This is a genomic window from Steroidobacter agaridevorans (assembly GCF_009932555.1).
Lineage (GTDB): Bacteria > Pseudomonadota > Gammaproteobacteria > Steroidobacterales > Steroidobacteraceae > Steroidobacter > Steroidobacter agaridevorans.
On record NZ_BLJO01000002.1, the window covers coordinates 754,829 to 777,398 of the forward strand.

Annotated in this window: 23 protein-coding genes; 3 read left to right on the forward strand and 20 right to left on the reverse strand. The window is 62.6% G+C overall.

Annotated features, from left to right (window positions below):
- Window positions 1-3: 3 nt before the first annotated feature.
- The 3 genes from xrtD to GYH35_RS10090 form a co-directional block, all read right to left on the reverse strand.
- Window positions 4-1,599, reverse strand: a complete 1,596-nt coding sequence (gene xrtD / locus GYH35_RS10080; RefSeq protein ID WP_161815833.1) for a VPLPA-CTERM-specific exosortase XrtD — start codon at window positions 1,597-1,599, stop codon at window positions 4-6.
- Between the two features lie 70 nt (window positions 1,600-1,669).
- A complete protein-coding gene (locus GYH35_RS10085; protein WP_161828300.1) occupies window positions 1,670-2,818 on the reverse strand; it encodes a glycosyltransferase in 1,149 nt (382 codons plus the stop codon).
- A 5-nt stretch (window positions 2,819-2,823) separates the two neighbouring features.
- Entirely contained in the window at window positions 2,824-3,501 is a 678-nt protein-coding gene (locus GYH35_RS10090) for a WcaF family extracellular polysaccharide biosynthesis acetyltransferase (protein WP_202624211.1), read from the reverse strand.
- 68 nt (window positions 3,502-3,569) lie between these two features.
- On the opposite strand from GYH35_RS10090, the gene GYH35_RS10095 reads away from it, so the two are divergent.
- On the forward strand, window positions 3,570-4,763 hold the full coding sequence (locus tag GYH35_RS10095; protein ID WP_161828301.1) for a glycosyltransferase: 1,194 nt from the start codon (window positions 3,570-3,572) through the stop codon (window positions 4,761-4,763).
- Here the strand turns inward: GYH35_RS10095 and GYH35_RS10100 are convergent.
- The 14 genes from GYH35_RS10100 to GYH35_RS10165 form a co-directional block, all read right to left on the reverse strand.
- Window positions 4,710-6,128: an oligosaccharide flippase family protein gene (locus tag GYH35_RS10100; protein ID WP_161828302.1), complete on the reverse strand. Its 1,419-nt coding sequence runs from the start codon at window positions 6,126-6,128 to the stop codon at window positions 4,710-4,712. The two genes, GYH35_RS10095 and GYH35_RS10100, sit on opposite strands and share 54 nt — an antisense overlap.
- A 27-nt stretch (window positions 6,129-6,155) precedes the next feature.
- A complete protein-coding gene (locus GYH35_RS10105; protein WP_161828303.1) occupies window positions 6,156-7,241 on the reverse strand; it encodes a glycosyltransferase in 1,086 nt (361 codons plus the stop codon).
- A 7-nt stretch (window positions 7,242-7,248) separates the two neighbouring features.
- The gene (locus tag GYH35_RS10110) at window positions 7,249-7,851 is read right to left on the reverse strand and encodes a class I SAM-dependent methyltransferase (protein ID WP_161828304.1); all 603 of its coding nucleotides are present in this window, start codon (window positions 7,849-7,851) and stop codon (window positions 7,249-7,251) included.
- Window positions 7,811-8,530: a class I SAM-dependent methyltransferase gene (locus GYH35_RS10115; RefSeq protein WP_161828305.1), complete on the reverse strand. Its 720-nt coding sequence runs from the start codon at window positions 8,528-8,530 to the stop codon at window positions 7,811-7,813. Before GYH35_RS10115 ends, GYH35_RS10110 begins: the two co-directional genes overlap by 41 nt.
- An 81-nt stretch (window positions 8,531-8,611) precedes the next feature.
- Window positions 8,612-9,928 (reverse strand): O-antigen ligase family protein, encoded by a 1,317-nt coding sequence (locus tag GYH35_RS10120; protein ID WP_161828306.1) that lies wholly within the window; start codon window positions 9,926-9,928, stop codon window positions 8,612-8,614.
- Window positions 9,925-10,761 carry a hypothetical protein gene (locus tag GYH35_RS10125; protein WP_161828307.1) on the reverse strand — a complete coding sequence of 279 codons (837 nt, stop codon included), beginning with the start codon at window positions 10,759-10,761 and terminating at the stop codon, window positions 9,925-9,927. Before GYH35_RS10125 ends, GYH35_RS10120 begins: the two co-directional genes overlap by 4 nt.
- The gene (locus tag GYH35_RS10130; protein WP_161828308.1) at window positions 10,758-11,969 is read right to left on the reverse strand and encodes a glycosyltransferase family 4 protein; all 1,212 of its coding nucleotides are present in this window, start codon (window positions 11,967-11,969) and stop codon (window positions 10,758-10,760) included. The genes GYH35_RS10125 and GYH35_RS10130 overlap by 4 nt, the downstream gene beginning before the upstream one ends.
- 2 nt (window positions 11,970-11,971) lie before the next feature.
- Window positions 11,972-12,799 carry a CpsD/CapB family tyrosine-protein kinase gene (locus GYH35_RS10135; protein ID WP_161815843.1) on the reverse strand — a complete coding sequence of 276 codons (828 nt, stop codon included), beginning with the start codon at window positions 12,797-12,799 and terminating at the stop codon, window positions 11,972-11,974.
- 9 nt (window positions 12,800-12,808) lie between these two features.
- Window positions 12,809-14,548 (reverse strand): GumC family protein, encoded by a 1,740-nt coding sequence (locus tag GYH35_RS10140; RefSeq protein ID WP_161828309.1) that lies wholly within the window; start codon window positions 14,546-14,548, stop codon window positions 12,809-12,811.
- Entirely contained in the window at window positions 14,545-15,714 is a 1,170-nt protein-coding gene (locus tag GYH35_RS10145; protein ID WP_161828310.1) for a hypothetical protein, read from the reverse strand. The genes GYH35_RS10140 and GYH35_RS10145 overlap by 4 nt, the downstream gene beginning before the upstream one ends.
- 5 nt (window positions 15,715-15,719) lie before the next feature.
- Window positions 15,720-16,280 (reverse strand): polysaccharide biosynthesis/export family protein, encoded by a 561-nt coding sequence (locus tag GYH35_RS10150; RefSeq protein ID WP_202624212.1) that lies wholly within the window; start codon window positions 16,278-16,280, stop codon window positions 15,720-15,722.
- Window positions 16,281-16,402: 122 nt separating this feature from the next.
- A complete protein-coding gene (locus tag GYH35_RS10155; RefSeq protein ID WP_161828311.1) occupies window positions 16,403-16,939 on the reverse strand; it encodes a VPLPA-CTERM sorting domain-containing protein in 537 nt (178 codons plus the stop codon).
- Between the two features lie 3 nt (window positions 16,940-16,942).
- Window positions 16,943-17,485: a ribbon-helix-helix domain-containing protein gene (locus GYH35_RS10160; RefSeq protein ID WP_161815847.1), complete on the reverse strand. Its 543-nt coding sequence runs from the start codon at window positions 17,483-17,485 to the stop codon at window positions 16,943-16,945.
- 179 nt (window positions 17,486-17,664) lie between these two features.
- Complete coding sequence (locus GYH35_RS10165; RefSeq protein ID WP_161815848.1) at window positions 17,665-18,417, reverse strand: DUF4114 domain-containing protein; 753 nt, start codon at window positions 18,415-18,417, stop codon at window positions 17,665-17,667.
- Between the two features lie 335 nt (window positions 18,418-18,752).
- Here GYH35_RS10165 and GYH35_RS10170 point away from each other — a divergent pair, with 335 nt between their 5' ends.
- Together GYH35_RS10170 and GYH35_RS10175 are read left to right on the forward strand one after the other, a co-directional pair.
- Window positions 18,753-19,424, forward strand: coding sequence for a lamin tail domain-containing protein (locus GYH35_RS10170; RefSeq protein ID WP_161815849.1), 672 nt, complete (start codon window positions 18,753-18,755; stop codon window positions 19,422-19,424).
- A gap of 27 nt (window positions 19,425-19,451) precedes the next feature.
- Window positions 19,452-20,348 carry an SdiA-regulated domain-containing protein gene (locus GYH35_RS10175; RefSeq protein ID WP_161815850.1) on the forward strand — a complete coding sequence of 299 codons (897 nt, stop codon included), beginning with the start codon at window positions 19,452-19,454 and terminating at the stop codon, window positions 20,346-20,348.
- A gap of 97 nt (window positions 20,349-20,445) precedes the next feature.
- Here the strand turns inward: GYH35_RS10175 and GYH35_RS10180 are convergent, their stop codons facing one another.
- The 3 genes from GYH35_RS10180 to GYH35_RS10190 form a co-directional block, all read right to left on the reverse strand.
- Window positions 20,446-20,706 carry a hypothetical protein gene (locus GYH35_RS10180; RefSeq protein WP_161828312.1) on the reverse strand — a complete coding sequence of 87 codons (261 nt, stop codon included), beginning with the start codon at window positions 20,704-20,706 and terminating at the stop codon, window positions 20,446-20,448.
- A complete protein-coding gene (locus GYH35_RS10185; protein ID WP_161828313.1) occupies window positions 20,703-21,317 on the reverse strand; it encodes a hypothetical protein in 615 nt (204 codons plus the stop codon). The genes GYH35_RS10180 and GYH35_RS10185 overlap by 4 nt, the downstream gene beginning before the upstream one ends.
- Window positions 21,318-21,337: 20 nt before the next feature.
- The coding region (locus tag GYH35_RS10190) for a putative porin (protein WP_161828314.1) at window positions 21,338-22,570 on the reverse strand (1,233 nt) is incomplete at its 5' end.

Consider the following 22,570-nt stretch of genomic DNA (forward strand, 5'->3'; position numbering starts at 1 on the left):
GCCTCAGTCGGGAATATAGCGCTCGAGGCGCGGTGCGACCTGGCCCGCGAACTCGACCAGTCGGCGATCGCCGTTCTGCACGGGCTCGCCGATCGCCAACGGCGTCACCAGGCGCACCAGCGCTCCATCGGTGCGCTGACGGGTGAGCGAGTCGAGGAACAAGTACCACTTCACCAGATATTCATTGGTGATGACGCGGCCACGCTGCTGGAACCAGTAATACACCAGCTGTTTGCGGCTGCCGAGCTCGATCTGCACCCGGTTCGCGCGCAGCGGCTTGCCGGCCACTTGCACACCAGCCACCTCGACCTCATCGAACTCGGTCATACGCCAACCGCCGCCGGGCAGGCATGAGCGCGGCGAATGTGCCGAGCTGCCGGCACGTTGCGAGTCGTACCACGCCACATAGAAGTTCACGGCCTCACGGCCGCCGCGCATGTAATCCGAGATGATGTAGTCATCCAGCTTGAGCTGGTCCAGGAAGATCTGTTCCATCGCGCTGCGCTTGCCGGTCCAGGACTCGACTTGATTCGGGAACGCGAAGAACGATTCGCGCTTCGGAATAGCCTCGGCGCGTTCCGGCGCCAGCATCACGCCAGCCGCGAAGGCACTGACGATCACCGTACTTACGATGAAGGATGCCGGCGCGGCGCGATGAACCGGCGGCGCGCTGCTATCGATGGGCTCGGCTTCGTCCAACCCGAACACCTCGCGCCACGGACGACGATTCTTGCCGATCCTGGCGAGCAGCATCATCTCCAGCAGCAACACGCCGGCGCTGGTCATGAACACCGCCCAGCCCTGGAAGTCGTGCAGGAAGCCTTCCGCCATCTTGTGGCCCCAATGCTCCACCATCACCCCGATGGTGCCGATGCGGAAGCTGTTCATGAGAATGGTCACGGGAATGCTGGAAACGAACAACAGCCAGCGCTTCCACATCTCGACCTTGAACATATAGGCCATGATGAAGCCCATGGTCATCAGCGGGAACAGATAGCGCAGACCATCGCAGGCCTCGGCCACCTGCAGCTTGTAGCCGCCGAGGTCGATGACGTTGCCTTCGACGAACACGCTGATGTCGAACAGGCGAATGAACCAAACGCCGATCTGCGAAGAGATCAGCTGCAGCTGCGCGGAGAAGTTCTGCAGCAGAAACTCGGGCAAAGGAACCATCAATGCCAGCAACAGCAGCGGCGCCCACAAGTTCATCGCCGAGCGCACGCCGATCAACGCCACCACCAGGCCGTAGATCGCCAGCAGCAGACCGTACTGCTGTACCACGTCGACCGTTGCCAGCACGCCGGCGATCTGCAACAGCGCGCCGAACACGACGAGTGCGACGCCGCCCCACGAGCCGTTGAACTCCAGACGCGCCAGCTCGCCCCGACGTTGCCACAGCAAATACGCCGAGATCACCGGAATCAGCAACGCGTGGCTGTACTCTTCGCGCTCCAGCCACGTGGCGATCATGTGATCGATGCCGGTCTGCATCATGGCCGCCGTGATCACGGCGACCATGGCCAGGGCGACCCAGGCATACAGCCAGGGGGTGGCGGCCGGCCGGTCCGGCGCCGCTGACGCTCGAAGTACTGTACTCATCTGCCGTTCGGCCAGAATTGTTCGTTTGTGAGATCGCGAAGGGTATGGTGGGTGTGTGACAGTCCAAAGACTAAGCGGCGGTGAAGCTGGCGCTGCGGGCCGGCACGCAGGATCGATACAAGTCGACAAAGCGCCTGCCGATGTGAGACCACTGGTATTTCTCCGCCACCAGCGCTCGTCCCCGCTCGGCGCTGGCCGCCCGCATCTGCGCATCGGACAGCATTGCCCTCATCGCCTCGCCGAGCCTGTCGGGCACGCCGGGCGCCACGATGGCCGCACCCGCGGCCTGCGCTTCCGGAAAGTTACATTCAGGGGTCACGATCAGCGGCGCGCCCGCAGCCAATGCCTCGAGCAATGTGATGCTCTGAGCCTCGTGACGGCTCGGCTGAATGACACAAATCGCATTCTGCAGCAGAGCTACCTTGGCGGCGCCATAGATCGCGCCGACAACCTTCACGCGAGCGCCGAGTCCAAGTCGCGCCACTCTCTCGAAAACATTGTCACGTTCGCCGCCGTCCGGGCCGGCGACGATCAGGTCCACGTCAGGAAAAGCCTGCGCCACGGTGGCAAACGCATCCACCGCGAGATCCGGCGCCTTGATGTGATGCAAGCGCGCCAGAAACAGCACATAACGACGCCCGGCGGTCAGCTCACGGATTGGCTCCTCCCCCAGTTGCGTCTGAAACTCCGCCGTGTCGATCCCGTTCGGCAGCACTGCCAATCGCACTGGTGCTGTGACTTTCCCGAGATCCGCCGCTTCGATGTCATTCAACACGTGCAGATAACTGGCCCGTCCCAGCAGCTTGCGCCACCCCAGGGCCAGCGCCAGCCGTTTGCGTACCGGCTTCTGGCTCAGGCTGAAGGCCGAGAGCATCCCGTGCGGGGTGATGACGAAAGGCAAGCCATTGCGGTCCGCCCAGCGCAGCGCGAACAACAATTGCGGTTGCCAGAGCCCGTGAACGTGGAGCACATCGATATTCGATTCGCGCAGCACACTGATCGCATCCCGACCGGGCGAGGTGAAAGCCACAGCAACCCGATCCATGCCGCGCACTTGCGCCAGGCTCTTACGGACATCGTCGAATCGCGCTTGGGGATGAGAGGCAAGCAACGTGACGGCCGCTGCGTGGCTTGCCTGTGCGCTCGCCAGGCGAGTCGCGACGGCGGGCGGACCGCCTTGAGCCGGATCGAGCGAGGTAATCAGATGAGCGATGCGCATCTCGGTTAGATCCGTTCGCCGCGCAGGCTGCGTCGCTTGACGAGCGCTGCTGGATTGCCACGATAGATTCCATACTCCTCGGTCGTGGCTGTCAGGATGCTGCCCGCGGTCAGCACACTCATTCTTTTGAGAGTCACACCCGGGCACACGATCGCGCGGGCCCCGACCCAAGCCCCGTCTTCGAGTTGGATGGGCGCCGTGATCAAGCCGAAACGCAGGTCGCGATAGTCATGGTTCCCGGTCAGCAGATAGGCATCCTGCGAAACGCAGGCGTGCGCGCCGATGGTGACTTTCGCAAGATTGTCGATCCACGAGCCTTCTCCGATCCATGCGAAGTCGCCCACCGACAGCAGCCAGGGATATTTGATGCGCACGCGCGGCTTGATGACGATTCTCCGGCCCATGCGCGCGCCGAATGCACGCAGCAACCATACCTTCGGCGCCGACACCGGCAATAGGCACGAATCGAAAAACAACGCATGCACGACGTACCAGGCCACGCGTCGTGCGATGGAAGCCTGGGGCGAATAGCCGCGCCGATCGTAATCATCCAGGCGCGTAAGCGGCCCCTCCTCGCTCGGATGAGACGTCGTCGCGCCGGACGCGTTCAGAAACATGGAATCCACGGGATCGATTTGTTTCTTGGCAAACCAGCCGCCTTGGTATCCCAACACTGTTACCATTTAATGTCGTTGACGACTTTCCGCCGGTAGCGCAGCATCCGCGCGCTCTTCCCTCTCCGCTTCCGCCCATGCGATCCAGCACACGACCGATCCGGGTTGCGCTGTTCCAGAACATCGTTGCGCACTATCGGCAGGCCTTACTGCGCGAACTGGAAAATATTCCGGCGCTGGAGCTGCATCTGTTCGCCGATACGGATGCCGGCGGCCAGGCGATTCCAGTCCTCGATCTCGCCACGCATCCGAGATTTCACAGGACCGCCTGCCGACCGATGTTTCGTGCGACCTGGCAAACCGGCGCGGTCACCGAGGCCGCCACGGGAAGATTCGACGTTTACGTATTCATGGGCGACGCGTCGTGGCTGTCGACCTGGGTGGCTGCATGCATCGCTCGCGCCAGAGGCCGCCGTGTTCTGTTCTGGACTCATGGCTGGACGCGCCCCGACCGCGGCCTGAAGCGGCTCGTGCGCGTGTTGTTTTATCGCCTGGCCAACGGACTGCTCCTGTATGGCGAGCATGGCAAGCGGCTCGGCATCGCTGCGGGATTCGATCCGAACCGTCTGCACGTCATCTTCAACAGCCTGGATTTCGACCAGCAGCAGGCACTCCGCGCGAGCATTTCAGAGGCCGATATCTACAGCATTCGTCGACAGTTGTTCGGCGTCGAGGACGCGCCGGTGGTCATGGCCACGGCGCGTCTGACATCTGTCAAACGTTTCGACTTGCTGATCCATGCCTGCGCGCTCGCGCGCCGGAGCCGGCCCGACCTGCGACTGCTGATCGTTGGAGATGGCCCGGAAAAGGGCTCCCTCGAGCAGCTCGCCGCCGAATGTGGCGTAGCTGCGGCTTTCGTTGGACCTTGTTACGACGAGGCGACGCTGACGCGATATTTCGCATGCGCCAATGTCACCGTTTCACCTGGCAACGTCGGGCTGACGTGCATGCATAGCTTGGGGTATGGCGTGCCGGTCATCACGCACGACGAAGCCAAACAACAGATGCCCGAATTCGAAGCGATCGTTCCCGGAGTGACGGGTGCGCTGGTATCGAAGGATTCCGTCGAGGCGCTGGCGGCAGCCATCGTTGCATGGACCGCAACGGCCGCGGTCAGCCCAGAGACGCGCGAAGCCTGCCTCGCTGCGATACGCGAACGCTATCATCCTCGCGTTCAGGCACGTTTGCTGAGCGAGGCAATGCTGAGCGCCGGCAGCTCAGCGACGATAGGTCGAAACCGTCAAGAAGATGTCCTGCCACGTGTGCCGTAACAGCAGATTGCCGACCACCGCCAGTCCCACAAAGAGCAGCATCACGGCCACTGCCGATGTGCCGGCGATTCCCAGCGCCAACAGCAACGCGGCGATGCTGATCGCGGCCGCAACCGATAGCACCAGCAGGATGCTGCGCCAGGGAACGCCGAGTCGCGTCTGAATCATCACAAACACCGCGACAAAAAGTGCATAGAAGACAGCGAGCGCAATAGCGATCGACTCGACAGTGCCGTGGTAACGCGAGGCCACCGCCGCCACGGCGATGCCGCCGACTGCATAGGCGCTCAGCACCCAGAAACGCACACGCCACAGTCCCCGGGCATCGATCAGTGCGCGGCCGGCGTTCACGATCAGCCAGACGGGAATGCACGTGACGAGAATCTGCGCGGCCGGCGCGGCGATGTCCCACTTGCCGCGCCAGACCAGGTTCATGAGCCACGGCAGCAACAGCGCACAGACAATCGAGAACGGAATGCCCGCGACAGCGATGCCGCGAACGACGCGTGCATACAGCACCACCTGTTGCGACCGGTCGCGGTTCAAGCTGCTGAGCACCGTCGGCAGCACTGTCTCGATGGCGCTGTAAACCGGCATGCTGAGGGCCAGCACCAACTGGAAGGCAAAGAAGAAGATGCCGACCGTTCTGGTATCGGTCAGCGCGCTGACTGCGAAGTACACGCCGTTGGTCGCCAGCGCCAGCGCGGCGGAGCTCAGCATGATCCAGCGCGTGTCCGCAAACAGCAGGAAATAATCACGCCACTGCGTCTTGTGTGCAGGTGGATCGACCGGCAGTGCGCCCGCATAACGTCGGCCGGCGATGCTCTCATAGCTGGCTTGCAGCAGCGGCGCGATGGCGAAACTCACCGGGCCGAGCCCGGCAAATGCCAGCAGCGCAATGCTCGCGTGCCACAGCAGGGTCGACCACAGCGTCATGCTCGCCACGGCCCGGAAGTTGCGATCGACGATCAGCCGGGAACGATAGATGAGCGACGGCGCACTCAACGGCAGCGACAGCGCGATGCCGGTCAGCACCAGAGCGAGCGAAGTGCGTTCGCCGAACGCCGGCGCCGCCATCGCCAGCAGAATCAGCGTGCCGAGTGCGTTTATCGCCAGCGAATAGTTGCGATACAGGCGCACCTTCGCGTGCAGCTCCTCGGCTCGTTGGATCATGATCTGGCCAATGCCGCCATTGCGCAGAGCCGTGATCATCGCGGACATGGACAGCGCGAGCGCATAGATGCCGAAGTCCTCAGGCACCAGCAGCCAGCCGACCACGACCTGGCCTGCCACGGTCACCAGGCGCGCCAGCGTGTTGCTGGCGAAAACCCAAGTCATGCCGTCGATGGCACTGCGAGATGTCATGGCTTTGGACGGCGCCCGCGACGGCCGTCAGGTCGGTACAGCCGCGCTGGATGAGCGACGTGAGGACCGCCTCGACTTCAACCCCTCCAGATGCTCTCGATACAACGCTGTGAGCGAGCGAGCCGATGCGTCCCACGTCAAATGCTCGAGGATGTGCTCGCGCAGTTGTGCGCTCCTGGGCCGATTCCACGCCTGCAGCAGCGCGCGTTTGATGTCGTCCGGCCGGTACGGATCGACGTAGTCAGCGTGCCTCAGAAAATAATCGGGCGGCCCGCCGTTCTTTGTGATCACCAGATTCGCGCCCCGCGCAGCGGCCTCCAGCGCAACCAGCCCGGTTCCTTCATGAATGCTGGGCAGGCAAAACACGCGGCACAGGCTGTACAGCGCGTCCCGCGTTTGAGCGTCGACGAAGCCAAGCAGGTGCAGTCGCCCGCTGCGACGTGCTGTGCGCTCCAGCGTGTCGAGAATGGCGCCGGGTGACGAGCGTCCCGCGATTACCAGTGGCAGACCGAGCTCGTCAGCCGCGGCTGCCAGTCTCAGCACATTCTTTCGAGGCTGAGTGAACGCACTTATATGCAGCACGAATTCCGCCGGCAGACCGAGTCGCCGCCGATGTTCCTCGAGATCGCAAGGCGCGGCCAACGGCGGTGGATTGCACCCATTCAGCACGATGCCTGTTCGTTCACGCGCCACGCCCAGGCCGAAGACCATGCGATCGCTCTCATGGCTCGATCGGCAGATCACCAGATCGCTGTCCCGCGCCTGCTCGCGCATCACGCCCTGAGCCGACGGAAAGCGCGGCGACAGCCCGCCCAGCCAGGCAGCTGCGCGGTACAAAGCAAACGGCTGATTCGAATCGATGATGGGCGAAAACACCAGCAACCCGGGCTTGTGCAGGCGACGTTCGCGTGTCACGCCCTGTAGAGGCAGGCCCCCGACGTAGAAATGCAGCACGTCGAGCTCGCGCTCGTCACGCCACTCCCAGGGATTCAGGCGCAAGACCGTGTGCCCTAGCCGCTCGAGCGCCGCAGCTTGCTGGCGCGCCTGCTCGGCAACGCCGTTCGCTGGATTGGCGACCGCGAAGATCGATGGCAGCAGCATGCCGATGCGCATACTCGATCTACTTCACCAGGGTCAGCGCAATGTTCTGAGCGGGAAACAGCCGGCTCAGGAACGTCAGCTCGTAATACTTCTGCAGCTTGAAATGCAGGTTGACGACCGGCTCGAGCAGATAGTCCCACAGCAGCGGCCCGCGAAAGAACGTCAAGCGGCGCTCGCCGATCGCGGCAAAGGAAAAATCGAAGTAGTACGAGCGCGCGCCCGCGCCGACGAAAAAGTCGAAGGTGCGGATGGAGAAGCGCTGACGGTGCGTCGGGTCGATGTAGTTGTCCACCGATGTGAAATGCGGAACCTGCACGTAAAGAGTGCCGCCAACGCGCAGGATGCGGTGAATCTCGCGCAACAGCCGCGGGTAATCGACGTGCTCCAAAACGTCCTTGGCGCACACATGATCGAACTGCTGGTCATGGAATGGCAGCGGCAACTGGTCCAGGTCGTGCACCACGTCCACGCCGGGCAACGCAGCACGATCCAGATTGACCCAGCCCGGACGGATGTCGGTGCCGCAGCCGAGATTGAGCTTTCTCGACGCCGACGCCTCGGCGCCGGTGCGCGCAGCCGCGTCAGGCCAGCTCGTAGACGATGGTGGTGATACGGCCGCCATATTTAGGAATATCCAGAATGATCTGCTGGGCTCGCGTGCGCAGCTCGAAAGGCGGTGCAGTCAACACGACGCCGGAGTTGGCGTCGAGCCGGATGCCCGAGCCGTGGCGATGATCCGCGTTCGGCACAAAGTCATGGCCCGCCGGCAGATGCTCGGTGAGCACGAGATAACGAAACTGCGGCAGCTTGGCGACGACGCTCGCGATCTGCTCATTGCTGAGATGCTGCAGAACCTGGCGGATGAACACCACATCGCCGGCTGGCAGCGGATCCTTGACGATGTCGACGCAGCGGAAATCGACATCCAGGGAAGCGAACTGACGGCGGTTGTACGCGATGAGATCGGCAACCACGTCGCACGCAATGTAGCTGCCGCAGGCGCTGCGTATGCGACGTCCGACATTGAAATCGCCGCAGCCCAGATCGACGACGGCCGGCCGAGCCGGCAAGCTGCTGAGAAATCCGCTCACCGCGCCCACATACGGTTGGATCAAACCGGCGTCGTGACTGCCAGGCCCCGAATAGAACCTGCGACGCAGGGTTCGGCCCCACAGTCCTTCGCGATACACCTGCGTAAACACGTCTTCCGGCGTGCCGCCGCCGGCGGACGGAAGGCCTGGCTCAAGCGTCGCCCGTGAACGTGACAGCAGAGATCGTATCGCCAGTCGTGCCAGTCTCATGGACCTATCCGTGAAGGACGCGCAAGGGGCGCAATTTGCATGCTATTTATGACGAGATGATGATGGCGATGGAGCGCCGGCTCAGCGCAACAGGTTGGCAAACGCCGGCGGGCGTGCCGAGCTCGATGCGTGCTCGATCTGCGCTTCGGATTGGGGCTGCCGGCCAATGGAATGAGCCACGCGGCCGGCCAGCAGCGTCGTCGTGAAAACCAGGAAGTTGCCCAGCAGACTCCCCTCTTTCAGCGACAGGATGAAACAAAACAAAGCAGCCGCACCGCTCGCGGCCAGCACTTCGGCATACTGGGGCCGCTGTTGCGCCTGCCGGCGCAGCCGTAAGAAGGCCGAGGCCGTGGGGATCAGTAACGCCAGCAACAAAGAGAACCCGATCAGACCTTCCTCGCCGAGCACTTCCGCAGGCATGTTGTGCGGGTAGGCGCCAATGAGCGTGGGATCGAAGGACGCTGAATTGCCGAGACCGAACACTATCGTGAGCGGAGACCGGCTCCACTCCTCGAGCAGCGCCAGCACCATGTCGAACCGCCCGGTTACATCCGCCGTCGCTTGTTCGCCCGTCCAGCGCGCTTCATTGTTGACGATGTAAAGCGATGAGCCGATATCGAGCGCCACCGCGAGCGCTACGCACGCGAGCACCGCCGGCACCAGGCCACGCACTCTGGCCAGAGAGAATCGCACCGGGAGCATCAGCGCCAGCGATGCCATCACGGCGATCAATTGGCCGCGCGAGCCGGACCGAATGATGATCAAGACACAAATCACGACGCCCGCCAGCCGCAGCAGCCATTCCAACCAATTCCTGCGGCCGAAGCCGACGAACAACGTCGCCGCGGCGGCTACGCCCGCGAGGCTGGCGAGCGCCAGCGGATTGGTCTCATCCGCGTGCGAGCCGACCATCAGGCCGCGGACGCCCCACTGCCCGAACATCAGCACGACGAACGCCAGTGTCAGTCCGATCGCACTGGTCCAGCGCAATGCCAGCCGCATGTCGTTCTCGCTCGTGACCAGCAGCGGACAGGCGAGCGCGACGGCCACATACGGGCCAGCCGCGTGCCATTGCTTCCAAGCCAGCTCCGGCACGCTGGTCCACAGTAACGACGTGAGCGCATAGAGGTACAGCAGCACGGCGAGCCAGATTTTCGAGCGGGGCAACGACTGCAAGGCGCCGCCGCGCTTGCGCACCAGTCCCACTAACAACAGCACGCCGACGACGTAGTTCGTGAATGTTTGATGTTGGAGCAGCCAGGGATGCGATATCTGACCGAGCTGGTCGAGGCCGAACATGCACAGCACGGCAGCGACCGCCACCGGCGCACGCCACAACGTGCCGATGAACAACAACGCGATGCACGCCGCGTAGGTGGCCAGGCCGACGGCATTCATTGTTTGTTACGGCAAACGCGGCTCGAGCTTTCGATGAAAGCGCGTGTGGCGAGCCACCACTCCGCCATGCCGTTCCAGTTGTTGCCGGGCGGATACCAGAGGATCACGCCTTCGACATTTGCCTCCAGGATCTGCAGCTGTTTCAGCCAGTAGCTCGCAGGCAGATACTGTCCACGCAGCTTGCTGTTCGACTCGTGATATTGCGGCCAGATGAATGGATACACCGGCTTGCCTGGGGCGAGTCGCCGCGCTTCACGGATATTCTCCACCGTCGAGCGCTCCCAGCCGGCTTCGTCTTCATAAAAGGTGTAGAGCGATGGCGTCAACACGTCGACAGCGTCCGCCAACGCCTGAAAACGATCGTTCTCAGCCTGCCACGCCCGATATTCCTTGGAGGTCGGATCGGACAGCGATCGCCAGTAATCGCGCAACGGCGGCACACCGTAGTATCCAACGGCGCTGCCGCCGGCACTGGCCTGGGTCCACCCCGCCAGCGTGATGTACTTTCTGACGCTCTCCGCGACGACCGCATCGCTGCCCTTGTTGGGCCAATGTTCCAGGTCCGTGATCAGCAACGGCGACCCTTGATCCCTCGCGAGCAGTTGCTTCACCGTCAAATCGACCAGCGAGCGCTCCGGCAACTCCTGCCGTCGCGCCGGATCCGGCCAGTAGTGGAGATGCACGTAGATGACCGTGGCGGTTTCGATGCCGTATTGCTTCAGGTCCGGCTTCAGCTTGAACCCCGTGGCATCGAAGATGCGAAAGCAGCCGGTCTCACCCGCTGAACCGATGGCCGACCAGAGACACAGGATTGCGAGCGCGGCACGTTTCATACGCTTTGCAGAGCCTCCAGCCACTGACGCGTAGCGCGACCGACCGTATAGCGCTCCACGAATAGCGCCCGCGCGCGGTGTCCCATCTGTTCCCGGGACATCCGGTCTGCCTGCAAACGCGAGATCGAAGCGACGAGCGCACTGGCATCGCCAACGCTGACCGCCGCGCCACATCCCGCAGCGTTGATGATGCGAGCCAGCTCGCCATCGACATCGCCGATGAAAATCGTCGGCCGGCCGGCGGCGAGAATGCCGTAGAACTTGCTCGGCACGATCAGGCCTTCCAGTTGCGGCAGCAGACAGGCCAGATGCACATCGGCCGCCGCCAGCGAATCCGACAGCAGCTCGCGCGGCTGATAGGGAAGGAAACGAAAGTTCGGCAGACGCTTCGCCGTCACCGCAGCCTGCAACTGCTCCATCTTCGCGCCGCCGCCGATCATCAGGAATACGATGTTCGGATCCACGCTCAGGCGCTCGGCAGCGTCGAGCAGAGTTTCAAATTCATGCACGCGCCCGAGATTGCCAGAATAGGCTACGACGAACTTATCCGCGATGCCCAGACGCGCCCGCAGCTCGCAGGACTCAACCGACTTGGGGGTCACGGCATCGCCATCGGCCCAGTTTTCGATGATCCGGATGCGCTCGCCGGGAATGTTTCTCGCTTCCAGGTGCTCCCGCATTCGCATGCCCAGCACCACGTTGGTCCGGGCCATCGACAGGGAATAATCGCGAAGCTTCGTCAGGCGGCTATCGAGCCACGCGGGCAGCGGGTTCGCGCCCAGGTGCGACGCCACCTCCGGAAACACATCCTGCAGCCAGTTCACCAGTCGCGCACCGCGCACCTTGGCAATCGCGGCGACGACGATGGAGATCAGCGGCGGGTCGGTCTTCGCGACGACCGTATCGGTCGAACGCAATAGCCGGAGCAGTCTGGCGCTCGCTGTGACATAGAAGCTGCCGTAGTCGATGGCCCGGCCGTACAGGCGGCCGCGGCCGAAATGCGAAGTCCAGGTCCGGTGAACATGAATGCCGCGAACATTTTCTTGCGATGGCAGCTGCTGGCTCGGGTCGTCATACAGACGATCGGAGCACACCACGTGCACTTCCACGTTCTGCTCCACCAGCCGACAGGCGAGATCGAACAGCATCTGGCTGGTGGCAGACAGATCCGGATAGAAAAACCGGTTGACGAATACGATGCGCAGCATCGTCAGTAGGCCGTACCGGCCGGCTCGCGCGAACCGTTCAGCACCGTGCCGACGAACGGAAGATCGTGCAGCAACTGAAACGTCCGAGCCACATCGTCACGGCGTGCTTTGCCTTCGCCGATGACCAGCAGCCCGGCTTGCAGATAGCGCGCGAACGCGAGCGCATCGTCGGCCTGCAGCACCGGCGGCACGTCGAAGATGATGACCCGATTGGCGTAACGCGTGCGCATCTCGTTGACGATCTCGGCGGTCGCGGGCGACATCAGCAGTTCCGAGGAATGCTCGACCCGCTCGCGCGCCGGCAGAATCGTCAAGCGCTCGTAGCCTGCGACTTTGAACATCGCTTCCTGCACCGGCCTGCGCAGGCGCAGGCAATCCTCCACGCCCACCGTGGGCTCGTGGCCGAAACGTCGATGAATGTTTGGATTGCGCAGATCGAAATCGACCAGCAGCACGGTGCGCGCCGGATCGGCGGCGATGGCAATCGCCAGATTGACGGCCGTGAGCGTTTTGCCCTCGCCCGATTGGGCACTCATCACGCCCAGCGAGTTCGCGCCGAGCTGATCCAATCGACGCAGCACTTGGGTGCGCAACATCTTGTAAGCGGCGCCATGGGGGCCGCTTGCGCCTGGCGGAAGAATGCGTGCCTCATCGCGCTGCTGTTCCGAGAACTGAACCACCGGCGAGCTGAACTTCAGCGTATCGGTGAAATCGACGCTATTTTCGGTCGCGACAGCCCTCGGCGGCACGACCGAGATAGGCGCATCCGCGCGCACCTCGCGATGTGCGAATGTCGCCAGATCCACAGCTCTTGGAGTAGTACGTTCCACGAATCACCCTCAACCGAAGAAGCGGCGCCACGCCACTGCCCAGAGCACGTCGAGCGGACGATATAAGAAGTGGATCATCACAACGGCCACCACGAAGCTGGTCGCGGCGCCAGCGAGCGACAAGCGTCTCACCCTGGTTTTGCCGGTGCGTTCCGCTGGAGTTTCGATCCACGGCAACACAGCTAGCGGAGGCACGGCAACCAGCGCCTCGATGTCACGGCGACTGCGAATGCTCGTATCCAGAGCCTCGAGCAGCAGCACGATGCCCACCGCCGCGCCGAGCGACAGCACCATCCCCATGAGCAGAATGGCCGTGCGATACGGGCTGACAGGCTCTTCGGCCGCCATCGGCGGCTCGATCAATGTGAAGCGCTCGCCCTTGCGCTCGGTTTCGAGATTCCTCGACAGCGTCGCTTCCATTTGTTTCTGTCGCACTTCGCGATATTTCAACTGCGCGTTCTCCAGCTCCCTGGCAATGGCGCTGTACTCGCGGGCAATCTCGGGCGATTCGGAGAGGCGCTGTTCGTACTCGGCGATCTTGGCGCGCAGCGCTGCCGTCTTCTTCTCCAGCGCCCGGCGCTCATTCGACGAAGCTTCCCGCTGCGCGCTCACTTGTATGTAGGCAGGATTGTCAGGGTCGGCACGCACGGCCTCGGAAGTGAGCGGCGCAGTCCGCATGACGCTTTCGAGCGATGCGACCATGCGCTCCAATTGCTTCACTTCCGGGTGATCGGGCGCATATTTCTCGCGCGCGGATGCCAACTGGCTCTGCGCGTCGCTCAACTGGCGCGCCAGATCGTTTGCGGTATCGACACGGCCGACTTCCCTTTCCAAACCATCGATCTCGCGCTGCATACGCAGGATGTCCGGATGGGTCGGTGCATAAATGGCGCTCGCTCGAGCGTACTCCGACTTCAATGTCTTCAGTCGATCGCTCGGCGAGAGGATGCGCTGGCCGGTTTCCGTGTAGATCTGAGCCGCTGGCGTCAGTTGCGCCAGCTGGGCGTCGAGATAAACGATCTGTTGATCCAGGGAGCGAATGCGAGTCTCGGTCTCGCGCAACTCCTCCTCGGCGCGATTCATCATCTGCATGTTGAGCTGCGACAGCTCGGGCAAATTGTTGACGTTCTGTTCCTTGAAGGCCGCGAGCCTGCCGTCGAGCTCATCGATTTGTTTGCTCAGCCGGTCGCCCTCGGCGGTGAGGAACGTCGCGGTGTCGTCGGCTGTCTGCCGCCGGCTCTCCAGGTTCTCGTTCAGATAGAGTGTCGTGATCTCGTTCGCGACTTTGGCGGCCAGCGTCGGATTGCCGCTGTCGTAGCTGACCGAGAACGCGATCGTCGCCTTGACCGGCCGGCCGGAGCGGGGATCGACCACGTCGGCGCTGATCATCGAGAACCGGATGTCGTCGCGCATGCGGTTCAACAGCGCCTCGCGCGGCTCGGTGCGACGCTTGTCCGGATAGAGCTGGTAGCGATCGATGATGCGCATCAGGTTGTCCGAAGTCATGACGCGCTGACTGATCATCTGGATGCGTTGATCGGCATAGCTCGACACCATCGAGCGCACCAGATCCACCGGCACTTCCTGCTGCTCGATCAGGATGATGCCGGTGGAGCGGTAAGTCGGTGGCCAGAAAATCGCGGCGGCGACCGCGATGACCAGCACCGAGACCGCCGCAACGATGGCCGGCACGCGACGACGGCGCGCAGCGGTGACATAGTCCACCAACGAGCGCGACTGGGAATTCACAGGGATTGAGGTTGACCGTTCCATACGACGTTCAATGACGCTCGATAGCCGTTGGCCCGCTCGGCGGCGAGCTCATAGTCTTGTGTGTTGCCGCTGAGCTGCAGCGACAGGCTCCAGTTACGCGACAGACGCCAGCTCGCGCCAATGTCGAGACGAGCGTATTGGACTTCATACGCCGCCCCTCCGCTTTGCTGCGGCAACAAGTCTTCCGTGCTCACCCAGTGCGCCGCCACGTTGGTGCTGAGTCTTTCGGTGAGCGCGCGATTGAAGCTCAACTTGAGCGCGTGACGGCGGGTCAGCATGCCGCGACCGGTCGGCGACTGGCTGCGCTCGGCATTTGCCGTCAACGACCAGCGCTCGCTCTGACGTTTTATTTCGCCGTCGAACACATAGCCCGAGTCGCTGGCGTTGTCGGTTTCGACGATCGACGGCCCGGCCGACAGCTCGACCGTCCACAACAGCCAGGGTTGAAAACTCCATCCCAGCCGCACCGAGCCGTCGCGAGTCGCGGAGCCACCGAATCCTTCGGTCGACAGCTCTCCCCCCTGCGCACTGACGGTGAGAGCGCTGCCTGTATCGGTCAAAGCAATCGTCGAGAACAACGACAGCGCCATGTACCGATAGTCGACCAGCCCGCTGAACTCGGCGTCGACGTACCTGTGGTCCGTCAGATACATCTGCAAGCCGCCGCTGAGCCGCTCCGTGAATGTGACATTGGGCGCGATCGTGACGCTGCTCGCTTCGTGCCGGCGATTGGATTGCACCAGGCCTGTCGACCCAAGCTCGCTGGTCAGCGTCGTGTCGCGAGTGAAGCCGATTTCCGTGTTCCACACCGAGCGCTCGCCCTGCCTGCGATAGCCTGCAGTCAGGTACTGATTGTCGTTGTCCAACGAATCTTCATCGCTGTAACGAGAGGAAGCCATGCGAGGCAGCAGCGTCAGCTCCGATCTCTCGGTCAGACGCGTCAAGCTGGCGCTCAGCTCGCCGATCGCTCCTTCCGTCGAATCCCCACCGTCGGGCAACAATCGTGGATTGTCGGCGTACGACGTCCCGACATACGCGGACGGCACGACCTGCCACTCAGCAGCAGCTGCTTGCTGAGCGCAGAGCGCCGTGCCTGCCGAGCACAGCGCCACACACGTCAATTGCGTCCCCGTTCGCGCCATGTGAATTACGGCACCACCACGGTGTCGCCGCTTTTCAGCAGGATGTTCTGATCGAGGCTGCGGCCGCGTTCCACGTCGCTATAGCGAAAGCGCCGCGACGTCTGTTTGCCGCTCGACTCGCGACGCAGGATCTGAATGTCATCGAGCGCAGCGAACGACGTTGCGCCACCGGCCAGACTCAACGCCTGCATGACGTCGATGGGCTGGCTGAATGTGAATTCACCCGGTCGATTGACCTTGCCGAGCACATACACCCGATTGCCACCGATCTGTTTCACGGCGATGGTGACCGCCGGATCTGGAATGAACTTGTTGAGCCGTTCGTTCACCAGCGTGCGCAACTCGTCGACGGTGCGGCCAGACGCGCGTACGTCGCCGACCAGCGGAAAGGACATGCCGCCATCGGGACGCACCAGCACCTCGGACATCAGCGCCTCTTCTTTCCACACCGAAACCATCAGTACGTCTCCGGGCTGGATGCGATACGGCTCTGGTTCATCGGCGCGCACAGCACCGACGTGCGCGCAGAGCATCCACAACAGCGCGAGAGCGTATCGATGGAACATGACAATCTTGGGGCGACGCATTCGTATGACCGCTGAAATTCAAAGTCACGACAGGTCTGGCATAAGAAAGCGCGGCACGGCATGAAAATCAGCCGCCCGCGCTTGTTATATATATGTGTGTGCTATCGATCCGACTGCTTGCGACGGAACACGGCCAGACCGCCCAGACCCGACAGCAGCAGCCACGCGGCAGCCGGCAGCGGCACCGGCGAGAAGTTCGCCTGCAGGTTGTAGAGGCCCGGCATGTGCCAGCTATCGCTTTGCGCGAACACGGCGACGAACAGGTTCGCCGGATCGGACAGATTGAAGATCAGACCGTCGGGGCCAGTGCTGCCATCGATCTTTTCCCACAGGCCGTTGAGGTCGGTCACCAGCAGCGACAGCGACGACAACGCGTGCGGCCACTCGATATCGGTCAGACGCACGGTGAGCGTGCCGGCGCTGGCCGCGCTTAGCGCATTCACGGAAAGGCTCGTGCCCCACACCAGCTGCGTGCTGTTGATCGTGCTGCCCGCCGGTCCCTTGACCAGCGATTGCAGCGGCACGCCCGAGAACCAGGGCGTTTCGGCCTGCACGTGCTCGGCACGCGCCGCCATCGAAGTTGCAAACAGGCCGAGCACCAGTGAGGCGATCGCCGCGAATTTAATCCTGCCCTTCATATTTCACTCCAGTTCGACTGGCGAGCGTGACCCGCCGTTGTTGTTCCGATACACGTACTTCTCATAGAGATACTTCCGCAGGCTGTTGCCCAGCTCGTCTTCTTCACCGGGCTTCCCTGCCCGACCCGCTTTATCTGGCGCCGCGCCGTTGCCATTCCTGGCATGGCTCTGGCCATAGTTGTGACTGATGCTCGACAGCCGCAGCTTGGCGTACGACTGCTGGATGCCGCTCATCGCGATGAGTTGAATGTCGTCGGAGTCGACGCGCGCGTCCGGATCCGCGCCCTGGTTGATGATCGAGTCGAGGCGCAAGGCGTCGAGCTCGAAATGACGGAAGATGTCGGTGCCCGATTCGACGAACACTGGCACCAGACTCTTGCCGCGCACGCCCAGGTCATGCAGCGGCGCGAGGCGGCCGAGCATTACCTTGACGGCGAAACGTATGACATCTGAATCACGAACGCCGAGGCGTTCCGCCAGGCGCTTGACGCTGCGAATATCAGCCGCGCTCATGCGAATCGAGACGGCCTGCTTGCGGCTGTCCATGTTTCTTGTCCCCTGCGCTACACGTTATGTGCGACCGGCCCGGCCGCGGTCGGGAATACTCCGGTAGGCAAATGACAGGACTTTGAACAAATGATGAAAGCGTGACACAAGCACTGGCGGCGGAGTGCCAGCTCTGGCCTCCGCTCTCCCGTCGATCGGGTTGTTTGTTATTTTGTGAGTTACGCGGTCCTTCGCGACACCCCCGCCAGGCCGACCAGCCCGGAGATCAGCAACAGAACCGGCGTCGGCAGCGGCACCGGCGTGATGTCCTGCACGACCGCGACGAAATCCTGATAGTCACGGTCGCCGCCGCTCAGCAGGTCTTCCCACGCGAGGATGTAGTCCTCGCGACTGAAGAACTCGCCCTCGAGCGTGCCGCTCAGGAACGGGGTGCCGGTGCCTTGATAAGCGTAAAGATGATCGACACCATCGGCATTGCGGGCGCTCTGGCTATAGAACGTCCCTTGGTCCTGCACGCTCAGATAGAAACCGAAAGCCGAAGTCGAGATGAGCTGATGCGTCCAGCCTCCCGAGCCGACTTCCTGGACGCTGACGCGCCAGCCGTTGACTGTCTGCCGTAGACGCAGCACCGCTTGATCGCCCGCCGCATCGGCGCCGTCGAAGATCGACAGGCGTGCGTTCGGGTTGTTCAGATCGTAGACGCCGAACACGTTGGTGCTCGCGTTGCCGGCGAGCTCCAGCACGATGTCGATCTGGCCGATCGAGCCCACCGTGGTCCACGCCGCATCGTCGCCATCGTCCAGGCACGAGGTCGTCGCGCTCAGCGTGTTGGCGCCAAGCATGGAGTCGAAGCTTCCCTGCAGGGACGGCTCGCCCGAGCCGCCGAAGGAACACAGCGCATTCGCCTGAGCGGCCGCCAATCCCAAAGCGGCCAGCGCACTGAGCTGCAGTATGGAAACCCGGTTTGTCACATCCGCTCCCGCCACTGATTGTTCTTTGGACGGTGCGCATGCTGCGATTTATGAATGAAACCGACGTTATGCCAAGTTGAAACCTTTACGGCAATCTTGCAGTACCGTTGCGCCACGAAAGTCGTTTGAAAGTACAAACATCGTCAGACAAGGACTTGCGAGCGCGTCTTTGGATCTCACCGCAGCTTCCTACACGCAATTGACATACGTCAGTGGCGCGCTTGTCGTTCGCATCGTTCATTGTCACGCAACAGCAGTTTCGTACGGTCGCCTGCTGCAGCGCTCATTGGCGCTGCATGACCTGCACCTATACAAACATATGACGAGGCTCGCCCATGAATGTTTCTTTCCTGCGTAACTTTCTTTGCTCCGGCGCCCTGCTGAGCAGCGCCGCCTTCGCCCCGGTCGCATCCGCCAATATCTACATCACGGAATGGATGTACAACGGCACCGGCGAGACCGGCGAGTACATCGAATTCACCAACACCGGCACGAGCGCGATCGACTTCACGGGCTGGAGCTTCGACGACGACTCCCGCAATGCCGGCACCGTCAGCCTGAGCGCTTTCGGCCTGGTGAATCCAGGCGAGTCGGTGATCCTCACGGAGGCCGACGCCGCATCCTTCCGTTCCGTGTGGAATCTTTCCGCCTCCGTCGACGTGATCGGCAACAACACTACCAACCTCGGCCGTGCCGATGAAATCAATTTGTATGACGCCGGCGGCAACCTGGTCGATCGCCTGACCTATGGCGACAGCACGATCCCCGGCTCGATCCGCGCGCAGAACATCAGCGGCAATCCGCTGAACCTGAGCGTGCTTGGCGCCAACAATGCGCTGGGCTGGATCTTTGCCTCGGTCGGCGACGCGTATGGCTCCTATGTCGACCTGAACAACGTGGACGTGGGCAATCCTGGCTCGTTCGCTCCAGTGCCGCTGCCGGCGGCCGCCTGGTTGCTGCTGTCCGGCGTTGCCGGCCTGGCCGGCATCCGTCGTCGCCGCGCCTGAATGATCGCGACACAGAGGAGATAACTCATGAAGATTCGTTCTCTGATCGCCACCGCCGTGCTGCTCGCACCGGCAATCGCCGGCGCGCAGGTTGCATCGATCGACCTCGGCAACTATCGACTCGAACGGACGGTCGGCTTGCCGGCCGGTCCGGCGTCGGAAGCGTCCGCGGTCACCTGGAACTGGGACAGCGATTCGCTGTTCGTAGTCGGCGACGAAGGCGACGCCATCGTCGAAGTCGACCGCAACGGCACGCTGCTCAGCTCCATGTCGCTCAGCGGCTTCGACGACACCGAAGGCGTCACCTACATCGGTGGCGGCCGTTTCGTGGTCGTCGAAGAGCGTCTGCAGGACGCCTATGTGCTGACGTACACCGCGGGCGGCGCCGTCGCCCGCTCGAGCCTCGCGTCCGCCTCGCTGGGCGTCACGGTGGGCAACGTCGGCCTCGAAGGCATCTCTTACGACCCGAGCACCGGTCAGTACATCGTCGTCAAGGAAACGACGCCGCAGCAGGTCAACGCCGCGACGTTGAGCTTCGGCGCCGGCACGAGTGGCACTGCGAATGTCACATCGCTGTTCAATCCTGCGGGCCTCGGTCTGATCGACCTTTCGGATGTGCAGGTCTTGTCGACCGTGCTGGATCCATCGTCACCCGATTACGGCAATCTGCTGATCTATAGCCAGGAGTCGGCGCGGCTGCTGGAAGTGAGCCGCACTGGTAGCGTGCTGAGCATGTACAGCCTCGCTGGCATCACCACCTCCGCCGAAGGCGTCACCATCGACAGCAATGGCGTGATCTATATCGTGGATGAAGGCCCGAACATGTACGTGCTCGCGCCCGCACCGGTGCCGCTGCCGGCCGCCGCCTGGCTGCTGTTGTCCGGTGTTGCCGGCCTAGCCGGCGTCAGCCGTCGCCGCAAGTAATCGAGCCCCCAAAAAGCTCCGGCCTCCGCCAATCCTGGCAGAGGCCGGAGTAAGCGATGTCCGTCCGATCGAAACCGGGGGACACCGTGGGGATCGGTCAAGTGGGATCGGCCGTCGTGCTCTCGGCGATCCGGCAATGATTCAGAAACGTCCCCAACTTCAACAATGCCTCGACCGCGGCCGCTGAAATCGCGCGATGCTCATCCAGCATCATCCGCTGCGTGGCATTGTCACAGCTCAGCAGCGCGCCGATCAGCAGGCTGTGATGCTGATTCAACTCCTGCATGGCGACGTTGGCGGCCCGGTGCAGCTCGATGAGACGCTGCTGGCTGCGGCCACTGAGCAATGAACGATTCACGGCTGTAGTTCCAGGCGCTGCTCGTCGGCACGATAACGATAGTCGTCGATCAGATTCTCCAGGCGCGTGCGCTGGATCCGGGTGAACGGCTCGCGCTCGGTCACCTGGGACCAGAAGCCGCGATCTTCCATGCGATCCAGGATTTCATCGTTGACTTTATACAAGCCGACGTTGCGGTCGACGCACAGTTTGTAGTCGCGCTCCTTCGCCGCCATTTGTGACTTGAGCGTCACCCGCTCCGCTTCGACGTCACGCAGCGCCTGCGCGGTCTCGCGAAATTTTCCAACCAGCTCCTGGTTCTGCGCCTTGCCGCGCTCGAGCTGCTCTTCGAGCTGCTGAATGGCAGTGCTGCCCTTGCCGGCCGCGGCGATCAATGCCTTGTTGCGAGTATCCAGATCCTTGGTCACGACCGTGTACTTCTGCAACTGAGCCTTCGCCTGCTCGAGCTCCTGCTTGAGCTTGTCGTTCTCGGCCTGCAATGCCGACTTCTCGCTCGTCAACTGTTGCAGCTGCTGAGCGACACGCGCGTCCGCATTGCCGCTGCGTTGAACCTGCGCCTGCGCGACGCAAGCGACTGAGCATGCCAACAAGACAATCGCTGCTCTGATCATGTCCGTGCTCTCCGCGCTGGTCAGAACACACCGTTCAGATCGATTTGCCAGACATCGATGCCCAGCGGCGGCCCGTCGATCTCGTTCGCGGTCAGATAGCGCAGCCGCAGCCAGGCGCCGCGCGACAGGCCCAGATCGAAGCCGAGCTGATAGCCCTTCGCATCGGTGCCGCCGAGATGGAAATCGGAATCCGTGAATGCATCGAGCACGGCGTCGCGCTCCACATAGCGATACGACATGAAGGCGCGCCAGCTCCACAGCGCCGACAAGCTCGGCTGACCGACCGACACCGCGAACTCGTAGCCTTCGGTGCGTTCATCGATCAGGGCGCCGGTGCGGTTGAAGACATCCTCGGTCTCCCAACCCAGATTCTTCACATACTCGCCGCCAATCGTGACATGCGTGGAGCCGAAGCCCACATCCAGCAGCAGGCTGGCGTTGGCGATCTCGTATTTGCCGGCCAGCGCGAACAACTCGGTGCTGTTATCGGTGTCGTTGCGGATATCGAAGACCGTGTTGCCCTTCTGCAGGAACTCCGGCGCGGTAAAATCGAACAACGTGCCTTCCGGAACGTTGCGCACGCCGGTGATGTTCTCGTACGCGAAATAACCCGACGCGAAGCGCAGCCGCGTCTGTTGGCCAAATGCGAACTCCGCGCCCAGCTGGCCGCCGAACAGCCATTTGTCGTCCGAGGACAGCGCGACTTCCTGCAGCGGGAACGCGCCGGCCGTCAGGAACAAGCCCCGCTCCATGCGATCCGGATCGTTACCGAACAGATCCATGGCGTAAGTCGCCGAGATGCCTTCGAACGTGAGATCGCCGTCCCACAGCAGCTCGTTCACGCCGACAAAAGGATTGTTGAAACGGCCGAGACGCAGATCGAACTCATGACGGTGGCCGCTGCTGATGGGATTCCAGAGAACCGCGGCGCGGTCGACGGCGACTTCCCACCGGTTGCCATAGTTGCCGAGCGTTTGATTCGTCGACACGGGCGAGCGCATGTTGCCGCTGGCGATACGCATATCCAGACCGAAAGCGTTGCCGAGATCGGCGCGCAGGCCGAGGCGCAGTCGGCCGACCAGGCGATTGCGGTCCTCGGTGGTGTTCAACAGTGCATCGAGGCCGGCCGGACCGATGCCGCCCGCGTCGTTGATGGCCTGGAAGTCGCGATAGACGTTGGTCGCGTTGTCCTCGGCATACTCATCGCCTTGCGAGCGCGCGCGAACATCGCCGTACAGTTGCACGCCTTTGAT